The following is a 16,342-nucleotide window of genomic DNA, read 5'->3' on the forward strand; positions in this document are numbered from 1 at the left end:
GAACCGGCACCCGCACAAGCGAAAGGGGCGGTGTTTCCACCGCCCCCTCCCTGTCCATCAGGCCAGGCGCTACTGCGCCGGGATCGCCGCCTGTTCCAGCGTGACCGGATACGGCAGCTTGTTCAGCATCTCGCGCGGCACGATCTGGAGGAAGTTGTCCTTCTCCACATCCCAGTTCTGCATGATCTCGGCCGCCTTCCGGCTACCGGTCTCTTCGAGATGCCGTTCGATCAGCGTTTCCAGCTGGGTCTTCCAGTGATCCACCTCGACCTTGCAGGTCAGGACGGTCTCGTGGTTGATCAGCCCCTCGGCCTTGCCCTCGGGATCGTAGAGATAGGCCATGCCGCCGGTCATCCCGGCGCCGAAGTTGGCGCCGATGGACCCGAGGATCACCGCAACCCCGCCGGTCATGTATTCACAGCCGTTCGACCCGCAGCCCTCGATCACCACCTTGGCGCCCGAGTTCCGCACGCAGAACCGCTCGCCCGCGCGCCCGGCGGCGAACAGGAAGCCGTCGGTCGCACCATAGAGCACCGTGTTGCCGATGATCGTGTTCTCGGCGGCGACCAGCGGCGAGGACATGGACGGACGCACCACGACGGTGCCGCCCGACAGGCCCTTGCCGACATAGTCGTTCGCCTCGCCCTGAACCTCGATCTTGAGGCCCGGCGCGGCGAAGGCACCCAGCGACTGCCCGGCGGAACCGGTCAGCTTGATCGTCAGGTGATCCGGCTGCAGCGCGTTGCGCATGCCGAACTTGCGCACGATGTGGCTCGACGTCCGCGTGCCGACCGTGCGGTGCGTGTTCTGCACCGCGTAGGACAGCTGCATCTTCTCGCCTTCCTTCAGGAACCGCGCGGCGTCGCGCACGATCTCCGCGTCCAGCGTGTCGGGCACTGCGTTCCGCTCCTTGTCGCGGTTGTAGACGATGTCATGCGCGCCATCGACGGTGATGAGCAGCGGGTTCAGGTCCAGATCGTCGAGGTGATCCGCACCGCGGCTGACCTGGTGCAGCAGGTCGGCACGGCCGATCACGTCGTCCAGCGACCGGGCACCGATGGAGGCGAGGATCTCGCGCACCTCGGTGGCGTAGAAGGTGATCAGGTTGACCACCTTGTCCGCGTTGCCCGTGAACTTGGCCCGCAGCGACTCGTCCTGCGTGCAGACGCCCACCGGACAGGTGTTCGACTGGCACTGACGGACCATGATGCAGCCCATGGCGATCAGGGCGGCGGTGCCGATCCCGAACTCCTCGGCGCCCATCATCGCGGCCATGACGATGTCACGCCCGGTCCGCAGACCGCCGTCGGTGCGCAGCGTCACCCGCTCGCGCAGGTTGTTCATCGCCAGAACCTGATGCGCCTCGGTCAGCCCCATCTCCCACGGCAGACCCGCGAACTTGATGGAGGTGGCCGGGGAGGCCCCGGTGCCACCGTTGTGACCCGAGATCAGGATGATGTCGGCCTTGGCCTTGGCCACGCCCGCCGCGATGGTGCCGACGCCCGAGGACGCCACCAGCTTGACCGTCACCTTGCAGTTCGGGTTGATCTGCTTGAGGTCGTAGATCAGCTGGGCAAGGTCCTCGATCGAGTAGATGTCGTGGTGCGGCGGGGGCGAGATCAGCGTCACGCCCTTGGTCGAATGCCGCAGCCGCGCAATCAGGTCGGTGACCTTCATGCCGGGCAGCTGGCCGCCTTCGCCGGGCTTGGCGCCCTGCGCGACCTTGATCTCCAGCTCTTCGCATTGGTTGAGGTATTCCGCCGTCACGCCGAACCGGCCCGACGCCACCTGCTTGATCTTGGCCGACGGGTTGTCGCCGTTCGGCTCGGGCACGAAGTGTGCCGGATCCTCGCCGCCCTCGCCCGAGTCGGACTTGGCCCCGATCCGGTTCATCGCGACGTTCAGCGTCTTGTGCGCCTCGGGCGACAGGGCGCCCAGCGACATGCCCGGCGTCACGAAGCGTTTGCGGATCGAGGTGATGGACTCGACCTCTTCGATCGGCACCGGCTTGGCCAGCGGCTTGATCGCCAGCAGGTCGCGCAGGTGGATCGGCGGGTTCGCCTGCATCCGCGCGGCATACTGCTTCCACAGCTCATAGGAGGCACGGTTGCAAGCCGCCTGCAGCATGTGCATCGTCTGCGCTTCCCATGCATGGGTCTCGCCCGATTTGCGCGCCTTGTAGAAGCCGCCGATCGGCAGGACGTCCTGACCGCCCAGCCAGCCCTTCTTGTGGATTTCCTCGACCTTCCACTGGATGCCGCTGACGCCGATCCCGGAGATGCGCGAGGTCATGCCGGGGAAGTACTCGGCCACCATCGCGCGGGACAGTCCCACGGCTTCGAAGTTCAGGCCGCCGCGATAGGACGAGATGACCGAGATGCCCATCTTGGACATGATCTTGAGCAGACCCTGATCCACCGCCTCGCGATAGCGCGCCACGGCTTCGGTCAGGGTCCCGTCGATCAGGCCCTTCTTGATCCGGTCGGCGATGGTGTCCTCGGCGAGGTAGGCGTTCACGATGGTCGCGCCGCAGCCGATCAGCACCGCGAAGTAATGCGGGTCGATGCATTCGGCAGAGCGGACGCCCAGCGAACAGAACGTGCGCAGGCCCTTCTTGGTCAGCCAGGAATGCACGGCGGAGGTGGCGAGGATCATCGGCATCCCCACCTTATCGGGCCCCTGATGCTGGTCGGTCAGCACGATGTGCCCGCCGCCCGAACGCACGGCCTCTTCGGCCTCGGCGCGGATCCGCTCCAGTCCCTTGCGCAGGGCGTCGTCGTCATCCGTCACCGGGAAGGTGCAGTCGATTTCCACGAGGTTCGCGTTGAAGTTCTTCTTCAGCTCCTCGAACTGCGCGTTGGCGACGAAGGGGCTTTCCAGCACGAGGATCTCGGTCTGGGCGCTCGATTCATCCAGCACGTTCTTCAGGTTGCCGAAACGCGTCTTCAGGCTCATCACGCGGTATTCGCGCAAGCTGTCGATGGGCGGGTTCGTCACCTGGCTGAAGTTCTGGCGGAAGAAGTGGCTCAGCGGGCGATACTTGTTCGACAGCACCGCGGAGGGCGTGTCGTCACCCATCGAGGCGACGTTCTCCTTGGCGTCCTCGACCATGGGGGCGAGCACCTGCTCGATCTCTTCCATGGTAAAGCCCGCCGCGATCTGCCGCTTGCGCAGTTCGCCGCCCTCGAACAGAGGGATCTCGGTCACGCCGCCCAGCGTCTCTTCCAGATCGTTGATCTTGCCGACCCACTCGCCGAACGGCAGCGCCTTGGCGAGTTTGTCCTTGATCTCGGTGTCGTGGTAGAGCTTGCCCTTCTTCATGTCGACGGCGATCAGCTGACCCGGCCCGAGCGCACCCTTCTCGCGCACGGTCGCTTCATTCGACGGCACCATGCCCGCCTCGGAGCCCGCGATCAGCAAGCCGTCACCCGTCACGACATAGCGCATCGGGCGCAGGCCGTTGCGGTCCAGGCCGCCGCAGACCCAGCGGCCGTCGGTCATCGCCAGCGCGGCGGGGCCGTCCCAGGGCTCCATCACGCCGTTGCAGTAGGAATACATGTCGCGCCACGCCTGCGGCAGTTCCTCGGCCTGCTTGGACCAGGCTTCGGGGACCAGCATGGTCTTGGCCATCGGCGCGGAGCGGCCGGCGCGAACCAGCACCTCGAACACCGCGTCCAGCGCGGCGCTGTCGGACGAGCCCTGCGGGATGATCGGCTTGATGTCCTCGGCCAGCTCTCCGAACGTGCCCGAGGCCATGCGGATCTCGTGGCTCTTCATCCAGTTGACGTTGCCCTTGAGCGTGTTGATCTCGCCGTTGTGCGCCAGCATGCGGAACGGCTGAGCAAGCCACCACTGCGGGAAGGTGTTGGTAGAATAGCGCTGGTGGTAGATCGCGAAGGCGCTCTCGAACCGCTCGTCCTGCAGGTCGGGATAGAACTCCGCCACCTGCTCGGCCAGCATCATGCCCTTGTAGATGATCGACCGGCAGGACAGCGAGGCGAGGTAGAGATGCGCGATCCCTGCCGCCTGCGCCGCCTTCTCGATCCGGCGGCGGATGACGTAGAGTTCACGCTCGAACGTCTCCTCGTCCACGCCCTTGGCGTTAGAGATCAGGATCTGCTCGATCTCGGGCCGGGTCGCGTTGGCCTTTTCGCCAAGGCACGACACATCCACCGGCACGTGACGCCAGCCGTAGATGTAATAGCCCATCCGCAGGACTTCGGTTTCCACGATCGTCCGGCAGGTCTCCTGCGCGCCGAAATCCGTGCGGGGCAGGAAGACCTGTCCGACCGCCATCAGCTCGCCCTTGCGCGGCTCGTGCCCCGTGCGCTTGATCTGGTCGTAGAAGAACGGCACCGGGATCTCGACATGGATGCCCGCGCCGTCGCCCGTCTTGCCGTCCGCATCGACCGCGCCGCGGTGCCAGATCGCCTTGAGCGCGGCGATGCCGCTTTCCACGACCTTGCGGCTTTTCTTGCCGTCGATGGACACGACCAGACCGACCCCGCAGGACGATTTCTCGTCCTCGAAGGAGAACATCCCGTTCTCGGCCATCCACATGCGCTTGGCTTCCTGCTCACGCACCCAGGCTTGATCATACTTGGTCATGGCATGTCTCCTTCGGGGACAAAGGGGTTGTCGCGTTCATAGTCCGCCGCGGTGACGCGGTCGGACACGTTCTTGAAGTCGAAGCCAACCGGCATCCGGTCGGCATAGACGATGTGGTTCAGCTCGGCGCCGCCGGCATTGGCGAACAGGCCGGGGCAGAATTCATAGGGGCCGTCGTCGTCCTTGAGCCATAGCGACGACCCGCAGGTGTCGCACCAGGCCCGTTCGGCGAACGGCGCGGCGCGGTAGCGTTTGACGGGCCCGGTGACCTCGACATCCGCCATCGCATTCAGACCGATCTGGAACCCGCCGCCCCAGCGGGTGCAGTTCGTGCAGAAGCAGGCGGACATCTCGTCCGACAGGCGCTCCGTCCGCACGCGCACCGCACCGCAGAGGCACCGGCCCTCGATCACAGCCCGCCCTCCGGCGTCACACCGTATTTCGCCAGCACTTCGGCGCGGGTCAGCAACTGATGCTCGCCCGCATAGGCGAAGCTGTCCGGCTTCTGGTCGATGAAGATCTCGCGCCGCATCGTCAGGCCGCTGGCATCGTCGAAGATCCCGATCGGCAGTTCATAGTTGTCGGACATCGGCCCATCGGCAGTGACGTGGTAATAGAGCCCCGTGCCGCAGCGCCCGCACCAAGCGCGCTCCGCCCAGTCCGAGCTTTGCAGCGTCTTGATCTGCGCCTCGCCGGTCCAGACGATGCCCTTGCCCGGCACGGTGATGCCAAGAAACGCCGACCCGGCCCAGCGGCGGCACATCTCGCAATGGCAGGCGCCGTATTCGTCGGGCACGTCGGATGCGGTGAACCGCACGGCGCCACACATGCACCCGCCCGTTCTCTCGCTCATGACGACACCTCCTCGGGTCCCATCACGTCCGCCCGCGTCCGGCGCGGATGGTCGCCCACGAACGCGTAGCTGTCCGGCTTGCAGTCGATGAAGATCTCGTCCCGCAGCGCGAAACCCGAGGGATCGTCGAACAGGCCCAGCGACAGCACCAATCGCGCAGGTCCCTCGACCGGGCGATAATAGAGCCCCGAACCGCAGCGGTCGCACCAGGTTCTTTCGGCATCCTCGGAGCTCTGAAGCGCCCGGATATGCGCGGCGCCGGTCCACTCGACGGAGGCTTCCGGCAGCGAAACGCTCAGGGTGGCACTGCCACTCCAGCGACGGCACATCTCGCAATGGCAGATGCCGAACTGCGCGGGCACGTCAGATGCGGTGAACCGCACAGCGCCGCACATGCACCCGCCCGTTCTCTCGCTCATCGCCATGTCCTCCGTGATGGGTCAGCCAGCCCGACCCGCGCCTTTCCGAAGCCTTGTGGCACCGCGGGGTCCGCACCGACGCGATACCGATGTAATACCGACGCAGATCCTACGTCGGTTCCCTCATTCGGCGGCCATCGCCTTGGGGCCGTCGAGATACTCGAGGATGGCCTGCGCACTGTCGCGCCCGTCCCGGATTGCCCAGACAACGAGGCTCGCGCCGCGCACGATGTCGCCTACCGCGTAGACACCGTCGAGGCTGGTCTTGCCGGTCCCGAACTCGGCCCGGACGGTGCCCCAGCGGGTCACTTCCAGCCCGTCGGTATCCCACAGCTTGGGCAGGTCCTCGGGCTCGAAGCCCAGCGCCTTGATCACCAGATCCGAGTCCTCGACATAATCCGAACCCTCGATCACCTCGGGCGCCTGGCGGCCCGTCGCGTCGGGCTGGCCCAGCCGCATCTTCTGCACCGTCACGCCGCTGACGCTGTCGCCCGAGAAGGCGATCGGGGCAGAGAGCCACACGAATTCGACGCCCTCTTCCTCGGCATTCGCCACCTCGCGCTGCGAGCCGGGCATGTTCAGCCGGTCGCGGCGATAGAGGCACTTCACGCTTAGCGCGCCCTGCCGGATCGCGGTCCGCACACAGTCCATGGCGGTGTCGCCGCCGCCGATGACCACGACGCGCTTGCCGCTGGCGTTCAGCTCACCGCTTTCGAATTCCTCGACCGTGTCGCCAAAGTTCGACGCCCGGTTAGACGCGGTCAGATAGTCGATCGCCTTGACGATGCCCTGTGCGCCAGAGCCCGGCCCGCCCAGATCGCGCGACTTGTAGACGCCCGTGGCGATCAGCACCGCGTCGTGCTTGCCCCGGATCGCATCAAACGTCAGGTCCTCGCCCACGTTGCAGTTCATCACGAACTCGACGCCCGACTGCTCCAGCTGGTCGATGCGCCGCATGACGACGTCCTTTTCCAGCTTGAAGCCGGGGATGCCGTAGGTGAGCAGCCCGCCCGCGCGGTCGTAGCGGTCATAGACCGTGACCTGCACGCCCGCGCGCCGCAGCATGTCCGCCGCCGCCAGCCCGCCGGGGCCCGCCCCGATGATGCCGACCGACTGATCGCGTTCGATCGCGGGGGTGACGGGTTTGACCCAGCCCTTTTCCCACGCCGTATCGGTGATGTATTTCTCGACCGCGCCGATGGTGACGGTGCCGTGGCCCGACTGTTCGATCACGCAGTTGCCTTCGCACAGACGGTCCTGAGGGCAGATGCGGCCGCAGATCTCGGGGAAGGTGTTGGTGGACTGGCTGACCTCATAGGCCTCTTCCAGCCGGTGCGTCGCCGTCAGGCGCAGCCAGTCGGGGATATTGTTGTGCAGCGGGCAATGGCTCTGGCAATAGGGCACGCCGCACTGGCTGCACCGCGCCGACTGCTCCTCGGCCTTCTGCGCCGCGTATTCGGCATAGATCTCGTCGAAATCGCCCGTCCGGTCACTCGCGTCACGCTTTTGCGGCATGTCGCGGGGTATCGTTACGAACTTGAGCATCGGTTGCTTGGCCACGGCGGTCACACTCCGTCGGAATCGCTACAGTCGCGTTTGCTTACGCAATCGTCCACGGAAATAAAAGTCAGTTATTGTGACCTATATAAAGAAAAGTCAGCCCTTCGGACGCATTCCGCACCCATTTTGAGCGAAAATTAGGACAGCCTAGTTTACCTATCAGGATTCTTCCCCCTTTTTCCCGATGGGTGTAGGGGTTAGCGAAACACTGCCAGAGGCAAATCGCGCATGTCACTCCTAGAGTTGTTCCTCCTCGCCGTCATTCAGGGGGTGACGGAGTTTCTGCCGATTTCTTCCTCGGCGCACCTTATCCTGTTGCCGAAACTGACCGGGATGCAGGACCAGGGGCAGTTGATCGACGTCGCCGTCCATGTAGGGACCCTGGGCGCCGTGATCCTATATTTCTGGCGCGATGTGGCCGAGGGGCTGGCGGGTATCCCCCGCATGCTGACCGGGCGCATCGACACCCCCGGATCGCGCCTTGCCTTCCTGCTGGCCGTCGCGACGGTTCCGGTCATCCTCTTCGGCCTCGCCCTGAAACTCACCGGCCTCGACGACGCGATGCGCTCGGCCAAGGTGATCGGCTGGACCATGCTGATCTTTGGCATCGTGCTCTGGTGGTCCGACCGCGACCCGCCCGAAGACAAGCTGGACACCGACTGGACCCTGAAGGACGCGGTCATCATGGGTCTCTGGCAGGCGATCGCCCTGATCCCCGGCACGTCGCGCTCGGGCGCGACGATCACCGGTGCGCTGTTCCTCGGATACACCCGTCAGGACGCGGCGAAACTGTCGATGCTGATGTCGATCCCGACGATCATCGCCAGCGCCACGCTGCTGTTCGGAGAGGTCGCGGCCCATGCCGACATGGCCGCCGCCCGCAACGGCGCCATCGCCGCCGTGCTGGCCTTCGGCTCGGCGCTGGTCGCGCTGAGCCTGATGATGCGCCTTTTGCGGACGGTCAGCTTCACGCCCTACGTGATCTACCGGATCGTCCTCGGGATCGGCCTGCTGATCTGGGCCTACTGATCAGACCTTGAGGTTGCGGGCCGAATCCTTGATCGCGGCGTACTGCCCGGACGGGCGATAGGGCCACAGGTAATCCGGCAGGACCGCCTCGAGCGACATCGGCTCGATCCCCAGATCGGCAAAGCCCTTTGCGTCTTCGCTGACCACGTTGTCGCTGCCAAGCTGCTTGACCTGATCGCGGGTGAGGATCGAGTTGCTGAACAGCCCCAGCGACACGTAGGACAACCCGTCCAGCACGGTGGCAAGGACACCGCCCAGCCAGATCGGCTGGTTCAGGACCAGCCGGCGGCGCTGGACCACTTCGAGCATCTGCTTCATCAGGTCCCGGAAGGATTCGGCATCGGGTCCGCCCAGCTCATAGACACCGGCCGCGGCCTTGCCTTCGGCGCCCAGCTGGGCTGCGGCGGCGACGTCATCGACGTAGACCGGCTGGAAAAGCGACTCGCCGCCGAACAGCGGCAGCACGGGCATCCGGCGCGCCATTCCGGCGAAGCGGTTGAAGAAGTTGTCCTCGGCCCCGAAAATCACGGACGGCCGCAGGATGACGGCACCGGGGAAATGCTTGAGAATCCCCGCCTCGCCCTCGGCCTTGGTGCGGGCATAGTCGCTTTCGGCATCGGCATCCGCACCGATTGCCGAGATGTGGACGAGGTTGCTCACACCCTGCTCGGTCGCGATCCGCGCGATCCGCGAAGCGCCTTCGGCCTGAACGGCGTCGAAGTTGTTCTTGCCGCGCGCGTCGAAGGTCCCGACGCAGTTCACCACCGCATCCGCCCCGTGAGTCACGGCACGCACGGACTGGTCGTCACGGATGTTGCAGAAGACCGGCTCGACCTGTCCCACGACGCCATAGGTGCGGACAAACATCGCGTCATTCGGGTGGCGGCAGGCGACCCGAACGCGCCAGCCATCCTTGGCCATGCGTCGCGCGATATACCGTCCGACGAACCCGGATCCGCCGAAAATGGTGACCAGTTTGGACATCTTTCGCCCTCCGTCGGCTGACATTCCCCTGTTTCCTAGCCGCGCTGTGCGCCTGCGGCAAGGTGATAAGCCATCCATCCTGTTCAGGGGGTGAAAAACTCGTCCGAATCCCGTTGACACCAAACCGGGGCGCAGATAGATGCACGCCTCACACCACCTGTGCCCAGGTGGCGGAATGGTAGACGCGCTGGCTTCAGGTGCCAGTGGCCGCAAGGCCGTGGAGGTTCGAGTCCTCTCCTGGGCACCATCGTACTATGCCTAACATATTGGTTTTAATCGGCTTTCTGCGACTAGCGGGCCTCACAGGTCCACATTTAGGTCCACAAAGCTATGACTAGGGTGTTCGTGATTAAACACGTTCGTCTAGAGCAGAACGGCACCTACAAGTACCGGCGTCGCGTCCCGAAGCCGTTACAGCCAGTTCTGGGCAAAGCAGAAATCGTCAAAGTTCTGGGCCGCAACGAGCGCGAAGCCCTCAAGGCCTACGGGCCCTATCACGACCACGTCGAACGGCTCTTGCGATCCACACGGCCGCTCAGCGAGGCAAGTGAACTAGCCACGATACGCAAGGGCATCGAGGCGCAGTTCCGCGAGATGAAGCTTGACCCCTACTCCGCCGGCCGAAGCCAGGACGAAAAGCTAGCACGAGCTGAGGAAGCTGACCGAATCCTCAGTAGATACTATGCCAACCCGGAGACGGGAATTCCTGATGCCGAGGATGTTAGCCGAAAGGACAATGCGATGGTTCTGGCACTCCTTGGCGGTACAGGCAAAGTGAAAACCGATCTGACGATTACCCAGGCTTTCGATTTCTATAGCATCGAACGAAGAGAGCCTGATGATCACAAACGCAAGAAGCAGGAGCAGCGTCTGAAACGAATCCTGGATGATTTGTTGAATGTCACCGGTCAGGACATCCCGATCTCGAAGGTGGGGAGGGAAGACGCTAGAACACTCAGAGACAACCTTCTAAAGCGAGGAATGCAGACTGCTTCGGCCAGACGTTGCATTAATGACGTGAAGGCTGTGTTCTCTCTGGCCATTCGTGAGCATGAGATCAACACGAGCAACCCATTTCAGCGGCTTGAGTTTGCGAAGGAGCAAGTGTCCGCTATAGATAAACGCCATCCGCTACCACCAGACGTGATAGTGGCGATGTACAGGGAGCTGGAAGGCACACAGCTCCTCCTAGATATCTGGACCTTGATCCACCACTCCGGCGCTCAGAACGCTGAAGTGCTGGGCTTGCTGGCCAGCGATCTAGAACTGGATGGCACAGTTCCCCACTTCGCTGTTCGCCCCAACGCACTCAGGTCGCTAAAGACTCGATCCCGCGTTCGGTCCGTACCCCTCGTCGGACCAGCTCTGATCGTTGCCCGAAGACTGAAGGAAACAACGGCCCCAGACTCACCCATCTTCCAAAGATACGCGGCAGGCAAGTGCCACGATAACTTCAGCCAGGTTGCCCGCCGGCGGCTCCGCAAGGTCACCAACGACCCGAAACATACTATCTACAGCCTGCGCCACAACATGAAAGACGCGTTGAGAAAAGCCAAGGTAGGGGAGCGTGTTGAGTTGGCGCTCCTCGGCCATTCGGATGAACGTACGGCTTCTGCTCAGTACGGCAGCGCAGTCGGCCTGGAAGAGCTTCAAGAGGCGCTCCTTACGATAAGGTTCGACTTTCCGGACAACTGGTCTTGGTGAATACGAACGGTTACGGCCTCAACGCCCAGGTCTATAGGACAATCCCCGACGCCGCCCTGATGGCGACCTTTGAACGCCGGCCTACAACCGACTGGGCAAAGTCCTCCACAGAGGCCCTCATAGTTCGCGTGTGGGCCCATGAAGCCGCCGATGGCCCTCTTCACGCCCACAGGGCTCTTAAGCACTTCAGTGAGGTCGTGGGCGCGCCTGCGGAAGGCTTGCTTCGACATTCTGCAAACGAGATGAGGCCGCGGCCTTCGTTAACCGATTACCGGACCAAGAAGAGCTGACAGAGACCGTCGTCAGCATATGCTGTTTAGTGCAATTGGTCCTGTGGCGGTGTCACAATGGATTTATGGAGATGTTGCACTCCATCGATGATTTCGACTTCGAAAGGGATTCTAACCTCCGTCACGCACGTCAGATGCGCCGGTTATTGGAGTACATGGCGACTGCAGTGCGTTCGGACCTTTTGACTTGTCCAAGCAAGGCCGGCAGGCTGAAGCTCTTTTATGCTAAACTTTCATATCGTTAGATCATCCTCATACACGCGAAGTTCCGGCGCAGGACAATCTCGGTACGATGTAGAAGGGACCATCCGCACTTAAACAGACCGCGGGAGGACTTCAGCGGTACTATGTAGAAGGACCAACCAGCTCCCGACGTTGCAGGGCGGACTTCAACGGTACGAAAACGAAGGGACCATCCAACGCTCTCCGACTATGCACTTCGTCCGCACGCGGACAACAAGTGTACACAATAGAAGGAGCCATCCGGTGAGTGGCGGTTAACCATTCGTCCATCGGTTGCACGATAGCGCGGCGTGCTTTTACCTTTCATGGATTTGAACTGCTCCGCTTTAAGGCCGCGGTCAGCCGAAAGGCCGTCGCTCAACGATCATTCCTTCACCCTGTTTCGTCATCTTGTTTCTGCAGGCTTGCTCGACTGCAGTTGATGAACGCACGGATCGCTTCCGACCAGGCGAAGCAATCTCCGTGGCCATCACACGAGAAGATCACGCCTGACCTTTGGGAACCCGCACACTCCTCCGGTGCAGCGGCCCAGCCCCTGAAACACTCCCTACCGACTCTGCCGCGCTCCGTCGCGCAGGCACCATGCGCATGGCGGCAGGGTCGGCCCATCACAACCCAACAAACTAAGGAATAATCGAATGAAAATGAACCTCGAAAGCAATAGCCCCAGCGCACTCATATGCGTCCCGATCCTTCCGGTCAGCTTTGAATGCGGCGCCGTTGAGAACGCGATTAAACAGGTCAACCTCCATAGGAAGCTTTCCAAGCCCGAACTGCGTTATTACCTCGAAATCGGCTGCTACCTCAGTAGCTTGGCCACGGACCATCCCTCCACGAAAGAACGACACGCAAAGATGATGCGTGACTTTCCAAATTTGAAAGGGATTGGCTCCACCCTCCGATCAAACTGCAAGCGTCTCTATGAAGCCGTACATGGCTTCCGTGACCACGACCTCCTCGAAGTCCTCGGCGTCCAGGACATCGATGATTACTACACTGCCAATCCGACGGTGATTATTCGCGACTATAGAGAACGGAAAGCTTCACATGCACGCCATTGACGAGAACACGGGGGCCGTCGTCATCTCCTTCGTCGCGGAGCGCCTGGCTGCCGTGAGGATTAAAAAGCCAGCTCGTCCTGCCGATGCCAGTGACGGGCACGCGAGCGCCGGTGACGAAGTCGACTGCCTATGCTGTGGCACTACGTTCTATCGGCTCAAAGCCAACCAAAAGTTCTGCTCTCCGAGATGTAGGAAACAGTCCCACCAGGTAGCCGATAGGGAACGCAACCCGAAGAACTCATCCTGCAGCCCCAGCGTCCGGAGAACCAACTACATCGCATTGCGGCGCGCCCGAGACCTCGCAGAGATGCTGTACTCCATGCCTCCAGGTGAACGTCTTGGTTTCATGAAGCGGCTAGTCGACGACGCCAGGGGTGGCGATGCAGCCCTCAGAAGCATCTTGACCAATCCACATCTGCTGAGGGCATCACCGGCCGATCGGCATCTCTTCTACAGGCGTTGCCCGGCGTCCTACGTGACGATCAGTCAGGCGGCACACGCCTACTGCAAGAAGACCTGGGGAACTGGTGTAGTTCGAGTCGTGCGTGGAATGGCCGAAGAGCCGGCCACGGGCGTGCTGCCGCATGAAGCGTCGTCATCATACGTAGTAGAGGAGAAACTGGGGTTGGCCGCCTGACTAGCTAAAGGCACTAGTTGGGCAAAAGGGATTTGAAGGTTGGTCACTCGCCCCGAGATGCAACGCCCCCGAGGATGGACAACAATAACACTAATAATGACCCGGAATTTTGAAGTCCTTCCTCAGAACCCCCACCCCCTTCTCGGCCTTGGACGAGTCTCGGGGTGGGGTCGTCGCCCCTTGGCGGGCGTGTCTGTAGCCGCGTTTGCGAGTCAACCCGACCAAGTCGTCCTACCGAATTGAATGCCCCGTCCAAATCGTTTTCACTAGCTCCATTGGCGGAACGAGGGGAGGTCGGCTTGGCATTGTCAGACATCGATCGCAGAGCAGTCCTTAGCGCAGTTGAGGAGTTTGACCGGCTCGGCAGGCCGGCATTCCTACGGAGCTATGGCTTCGGGCAATCCCGGACATATTTCCTGCTGCACGACGGCAAACACTACGACTCGAAGGCCATCATTGGCGCCGCACATGGTTACTCAGGGGCCGGACGTAGTGCATTGACCTCGATCGAGTTCACCGGAGGAGAGGCGACGGTAGCGAAGACACTTCGCGAGTTGGGCTTCGATGTTCAGGCATCGGAAGTTCTCTGGACACCACCTAAGACCAGCAACATCTCTCGAGATGGCTATGCGTACTGGTGGGTCAACAACAAGCAGACCTTCGCCCATGAGATCGGTGGGAACTACCTCTGGTCGCCGAGGACTCGAAGCGATGGGGGGCGCAACGAGTTCTATGAGAACATGAAACGCGTACGTCCCGGCGACGTAGTGTTCGCCTTTGCGGGAGGCGCGATCAAGGCAGTTGGCATCTGCAGCGCTCCTGCGATCTTGGCACCGAAGCCGGGCGAGTTTGGTTCGGCTGGGGACGCATGGGGTGATGAAGGCTGGCGCCTCTCCGTTGATTTCACGCGCCTCAGTAGCCCCCTACGTCCCAAGGACCATATGGGCCTCCTGTCTCCGACCCTTCCGGCAAAGTACTCGCCCATTCGGCACAGCGGAGACGGAAACCAAGGCGCATATCTCGCAGCGGTACCGACGGAGATGGCAGAGGCGATAATCGACCTCCTAGGCTCACGTTGGGAAGAGATCAGCCACGCTAGCGGTAGCGATACTGTCGATCAAGATGAGGCCATCCAGGCAGCCGAAGACAAGGTCGAAGCCGAGCTCCGGAACCGAACGGACCTAGATGAGACTGAGAAGGTGCAGTTGGTTAGGTCGCGGCGCGGGCAAGGCATCTACCGGCAAAACTTGGAGAACTTCGAGAACGCGTGTCGGATCACCGGAGTGGCCAACCGACGCCACCTACGTGCCAGCCACATCAAGCCGTGGCGGTCTTCCACGAACTTCGAGAAGTTAGATGGGAACAACGGGCTTCTGCTCAGCCCGCACGTCGACCACCTCTTTGATCAGGGTTTCATCAGCTTCACCGATTGCGGCCAGCTGCTTGTGTCACCTGATGCGGATGCGGACACCCTACAGGCTTGGGGCATCGCACTAGACCGCTGCTATGGATCATTCAGGGACGAGCAATTGCCATACCTGGCGTTTCACCGGGAATTTGTCCTCAAAAACTAATTTCTACCTATGGGTCGGGTTGCCTCAGGTTCTGTGCTTGGTATTCAACTTCGCAGCGTCGAGATATGCCCTGCCACCAGGCGCTCAACTTCAAGGCGCCTTGCACGCCATGTAGCCACGAACTGCCCGACCTCGTATCCGTCCGGACGTAGGATCACCAAGACCACCAGGTCAGCCCATTCGAGGCGGACCTCTCGGCCCGTTCGTAAGACTATCGGATTATCACGTGCTTTCATGCCGACAGTCTGCCAGCAGCGTGGTTAATGGACAGTGAAAGGATCGGTCCAGAAATCCCAGCATGCGAACCGAAAGTGACCTTCATCGACCCAGTATCGGGACAACGGTGACAGGCCGACAATCATAAGAACAACAATAGCTCGATTTTTTGAAGTCACCTCTTTCTTACCCCCACCCCCTTCCGGCGGCGAAAAATTCTCTGTGGGTAGGGACCTCCTGCAGCGCGACGATATTGCCAATAGGCCTTGCCCCTGTGGCACACCTCAGCGGTGGCGCTTTGTGCTGACAATGAAGTCGTGATCGGCTTTTGGCAGACACCCTGCCGCAACATCCTAGACATCAATGGCACATAGGAGGGCAGACCATGCTGGTCGGCTACGCAAGGACATCGACACTTGAACAGAAGGCAGGCCTGGAGGCCCAGCAGGAGGCCCTAGCAGCGGCAGGCTGCGAAAGGGTGTGGACGGAGCAGGTGAGCTCGGTGGCCACCAGGAAGGCGCTCAGCGAGGCTCTGGGCTTCTGCCGCGAAGGGGACACCCTGGTAGTCTGCAAGCTGGATCGTCTGGCTCGCTCGGTGCGCCACCTTGGCGAGCTCGTGGAGGGTCTGGATGCGAGGCGGATAGGTCTGCGCATCTTGGACCTTGGATTGGACTCTTCTAACGCGACCGGCAAGCTGATGCTGAACGTGCTCGGCTCTGTGGCCCAGTTTGAAAGGGAGATGATGTTGGAGCGGCAACGGGAAGGCATCGCCAAAGCGAAGCGAGAAGGGAAGTACAAGGGCCGGAAGCCTACCGCCATGATGAAGGCGGCCGACGTCAGAAAACTTGTCGGAGAAGGCGTTGGAAAGAAAGCCGTAGCGCAGCGTCTCGGCATTTCCGAGAGATCAGTGCACCGGATATTAGCCGACAAAAATGCTCGATTCTTGTAGGAGAGCTACCGCTGACAAAGTCGCACTCATTCAAGGCTAGGTGTTGTTGAACGTGATGCCATTTGGCACTGCCATTTGCGCATCGCGCCCAACAAAATCGACCGGAGTGCCCATCATGTTATGGCGAGCGAGACGAAGTCGTGGAAGCCACTTCTACATGACGACACACCGACCCCTTGAAGTAACGCTAGAACCGACCGACACACGCTGGCCTG

Annotated in this window: 12 protein-coding genes and 1 tRNA gene; 7 read left to right on the plus strand and 6 right to left on the minus strand. The window is 61.9% G+C overall.

Annotated features, from left to right (window positions below; all coding sequences use genetic code 11):
- Nucleotides 1-69: 69 nt before the first annotated feature.
- From gltB to ATO6_RS02810, 5 genes are all read right to left on the minus strand, one after another.
- A complete protein-coding gene (gene gltB, locus ATO6_RS02790) occupies nucleotides 70-4,608 on the minus strand; it encodes a glutamate synthase large subunit (RefSeq protein WP_088622408.1) in 4,539 nt (1,512 codons plus the stop codon).
- Entirely contained in the window at nucleotides 4,605-5,021 is a 417-nt protein-coding gene (locus tag ATO6_RS02795; protein ID WP_088622409.1) for a GFA family protein, read from the minus strand. The genes gltB and ATO6_RS02795 overlap by 4 nt, the downstream gene beginning before the upstream one ends.
- A complete protein-coding gene (locus tag ATO6_RS02800) occupies nucleotides 5,018-5,461 on the minus strand; it encodes a GFA family protein (protein WP_254919052.1) in 444 nt (147 codons plus the stop codon). Before ATO6_RS02800 ends, ATO6_RS02795 begins: the two co-directional genes overlap by 4 nt.
- Nucleotides 5,458-5,880 carry a GFA family protein gene (locus ATO6_RS02805; RefSeq protein ID WP_254919053.1) on the minus strand — a complete coding sequence of 141 codons (423 nt, stop codon included), beginning with the start codon at nucleotides 5,878-5,880 and terminating at the stop codon, nucleotides 5,458-5,460. The genes ATO6_RS02800 and ATO6_RS02805 overlap by 4 nt, the downstream gene beginning before the upstream one ends.
- A gap of 123 nt (nucleotides 5,881-6,003) precedes the next feature.
- Nucleotides 6,004-7,440: an NAD(P)-dependent oxidoreductase gene (locus tag ATO6_RS02810; RefSeq protein WP_088623382.1), complete on the minus strand. Its 1,437-nt coding sequence runs from the start codon at nucleotides 7,438-7,440 to the stop codon at nucleotides 6,004-6,006.
- 228 nt (nucleotides 7,441-7,668) lie between these two features.
- Between ATO6_RS02810 and ATO6_RS02815 the strand changes: the two genes are divergently transcribed.
- The gene (locus ATO6_RS02815; protein WP_088622412.1) at nucleotides 7,669-8,469 is read left to right on the plus strand and encodes an undecaprenyl-diphosphate phosphatase; all 801 of its coding nucleotides are present in this window, start codon (nucleotides 7,669-7,671) and stop codon (nucleotides 8,467-8,469) included.
- On the opposite strand, the gene ATO6_RS02820 is transcribed toward ATO6_RS02815, so the two are convergent.
- Nucleotides 8,470-9,453 (minus strand): complex I NDUFA9 subunit family protein, encoded by a 984-nt coding sequence (locus ATO6_RS02820; protein WP_088622413.1) that lies wholly within the window; start codon nucleotides 9,451-9,453, stop codon nucleotides 8,470-8,472. It abuts the gene before it with no gap.
- A gap of 161 nt (nucleotides 9,454-9,614) precedes the next feature.
- Between ATO6_RS02820 and ATO6_RS02825 the strand changes: the two genes are divergently transcribed.
- The 6 genes from ATO6_RS02825 to ATO6_RS02850 all read left to right on the plus strand — a co-directional run bounded on the left by ATO6_RS02825 (nucleotide 9,615) and on the right by ATO6_RS02850 (nucleotide 16,127).
- A tRNA-Leu gene (locus ATO6_RS02825) sits at nucleotides 9,615-9,700 on the plus strand.
- An 83-nt stretch (nucleotides 9,701-9,783) separates the two neighbouring features.
- Entirely contained in the window at nucleotides 9,784-11,157 is a 1,374-nt protein-coding gene (locus ATO6_RS02830) for a site-specific integrase (RefSeq protein WP_088622414.1), read from the plus strand.
- Between the two features lie 1,171 nt (nucleotides 11,158-12,328).
- The gene (locus ATO6_RS02835) at nucleotides 12,329-12,751 is read left to right on the plus strand and encodes a hypothetical protein (RefSeq protein WP_088622415.1); all 423 of its coding nucleotides are present in this window, start codon (nucleotides 12,329-12,331) and stop codon (nucleotides 12,749-12,751) included.
- Nucleotides 12,738-13,388 (plus strand): hypothetical protein, encoded by a 651-nt coding sequence (locus ATO6_RS02840; RefSeq protein WP_088622416.1) that lies wholly within the window; start codon nucleotides 12,738-12,740, stop codon nucleotides 13,386-13,388. Before ATO6_RS02835 ends, ATO6_RS02840 begins: the two co-directional genes overlap by 14 nt.
- 299 nt (nucleotides 13,389-13,687) lie before the next feature.
- Nucleotides 13,688-14,962 (plus strand): HNH endonuclease, encoded by a 1,275-nt coding sequence (locus ATO6_RS02845; protein ID WP_088622417.1) that lies wholly within the window; start codon nucleotides 13,688-13,690, stop codon nucleotides 14,960-14,962.
- Between the two features lie 601 nt (nucleotides 14,963-15,563).
- Complete coding sequence (locus tag ATO6_RS02850; RefSeq protein ID WP_088622418.1) at nucleotides 15,564-16,127, plus strand: recombinase family protein; 564 nt, start codon at nucleotides 15,564-15,566, stop codon at nucleotides 16,125-16,127.
- Nucleotides 16,128-16,342 lie beyond the last annotated feature (215 nt).

Source organism: Oceanicola sp. 22II-s10i (assembly GCF_002210105.1).
Classification (GTDB): domain Bacteria; phylum Pseudomonadota; class Alphaproteobacteria; order Rhodobacterales; family Rhodobacteraceae; genus Pseudooceanicola.

What these genes read in the sequence shown, in the direction of transcription:
- ATO6_RS02850 (WP_088622418.1), top strand. Translation starts at nt 15,564, where the DNA reads ATGCTGGTCGGCTACGCAAGGACATCGACACTTGAACAGAAGGCAGGC.
- gltB (WP_088622408.1), bottom strand. Translation starts at nt 4,608, where the DNA reads ATGACCAAGTATGATCAAGCCTGGGTGCGTGAGCAGGAAGCCAAGCGC.
- ATO6_RS02805 (WP_254919053.1), bottom strand. Translation starts at nt 5,880, where the DNA reads ATGAGCGAGAGAACGGGCGGGTGCATGTGCGGCGCTGTGCGGTTCACC.
- ATO6_RS02840 (WP_088622416.1), top strand. Translation starts at nt 12,738, where the DNA reads ATGCACGCCATTGACGAGAACACGGGGGCCGTCGTCATCTCCTTCGTC.
- ATO6_RS02815 (WP_088622412.1), top strand. Translation starts at nt 7,669, where the DNA reads ATGTCACTCCTAGAGTTGTTCCTCCTCGCCGTCATTCAGGGGGTGACG.
- ATO6_RS02835 (WP_088622415.1), top strand. Translation starts at nt 12,329, where the DNA reads ATGAAAATGAACCTCGAAAGCAATAGCCCCAGCGCACTCATATGCGTC.
- ATO6_RS02820 (WP_088622413.1), bottom strand. Translation starts at nt 9,453, where the DNA reads ATGTCCAAACTGGTCACCATTTTCGGCGGATCCGGGTTCGTCGGACGG.
- ATO6_RS02800 (WP_254919052.1), bottom strand. Translation starts at nt 5,461, where the DNA reads ATGAGCGAGAGAACGGGCGGGTGCATGTGTGGCGCCGTGCGGTTCACC.
- ATO6_RS02830 (WP_088622414.1), top strand. Translation starts at nt 9,784, where the DNA reads ATGACTAGGGTGTTCGTGATTAAACACGTTCGTCTAGAGCAGAACGGC.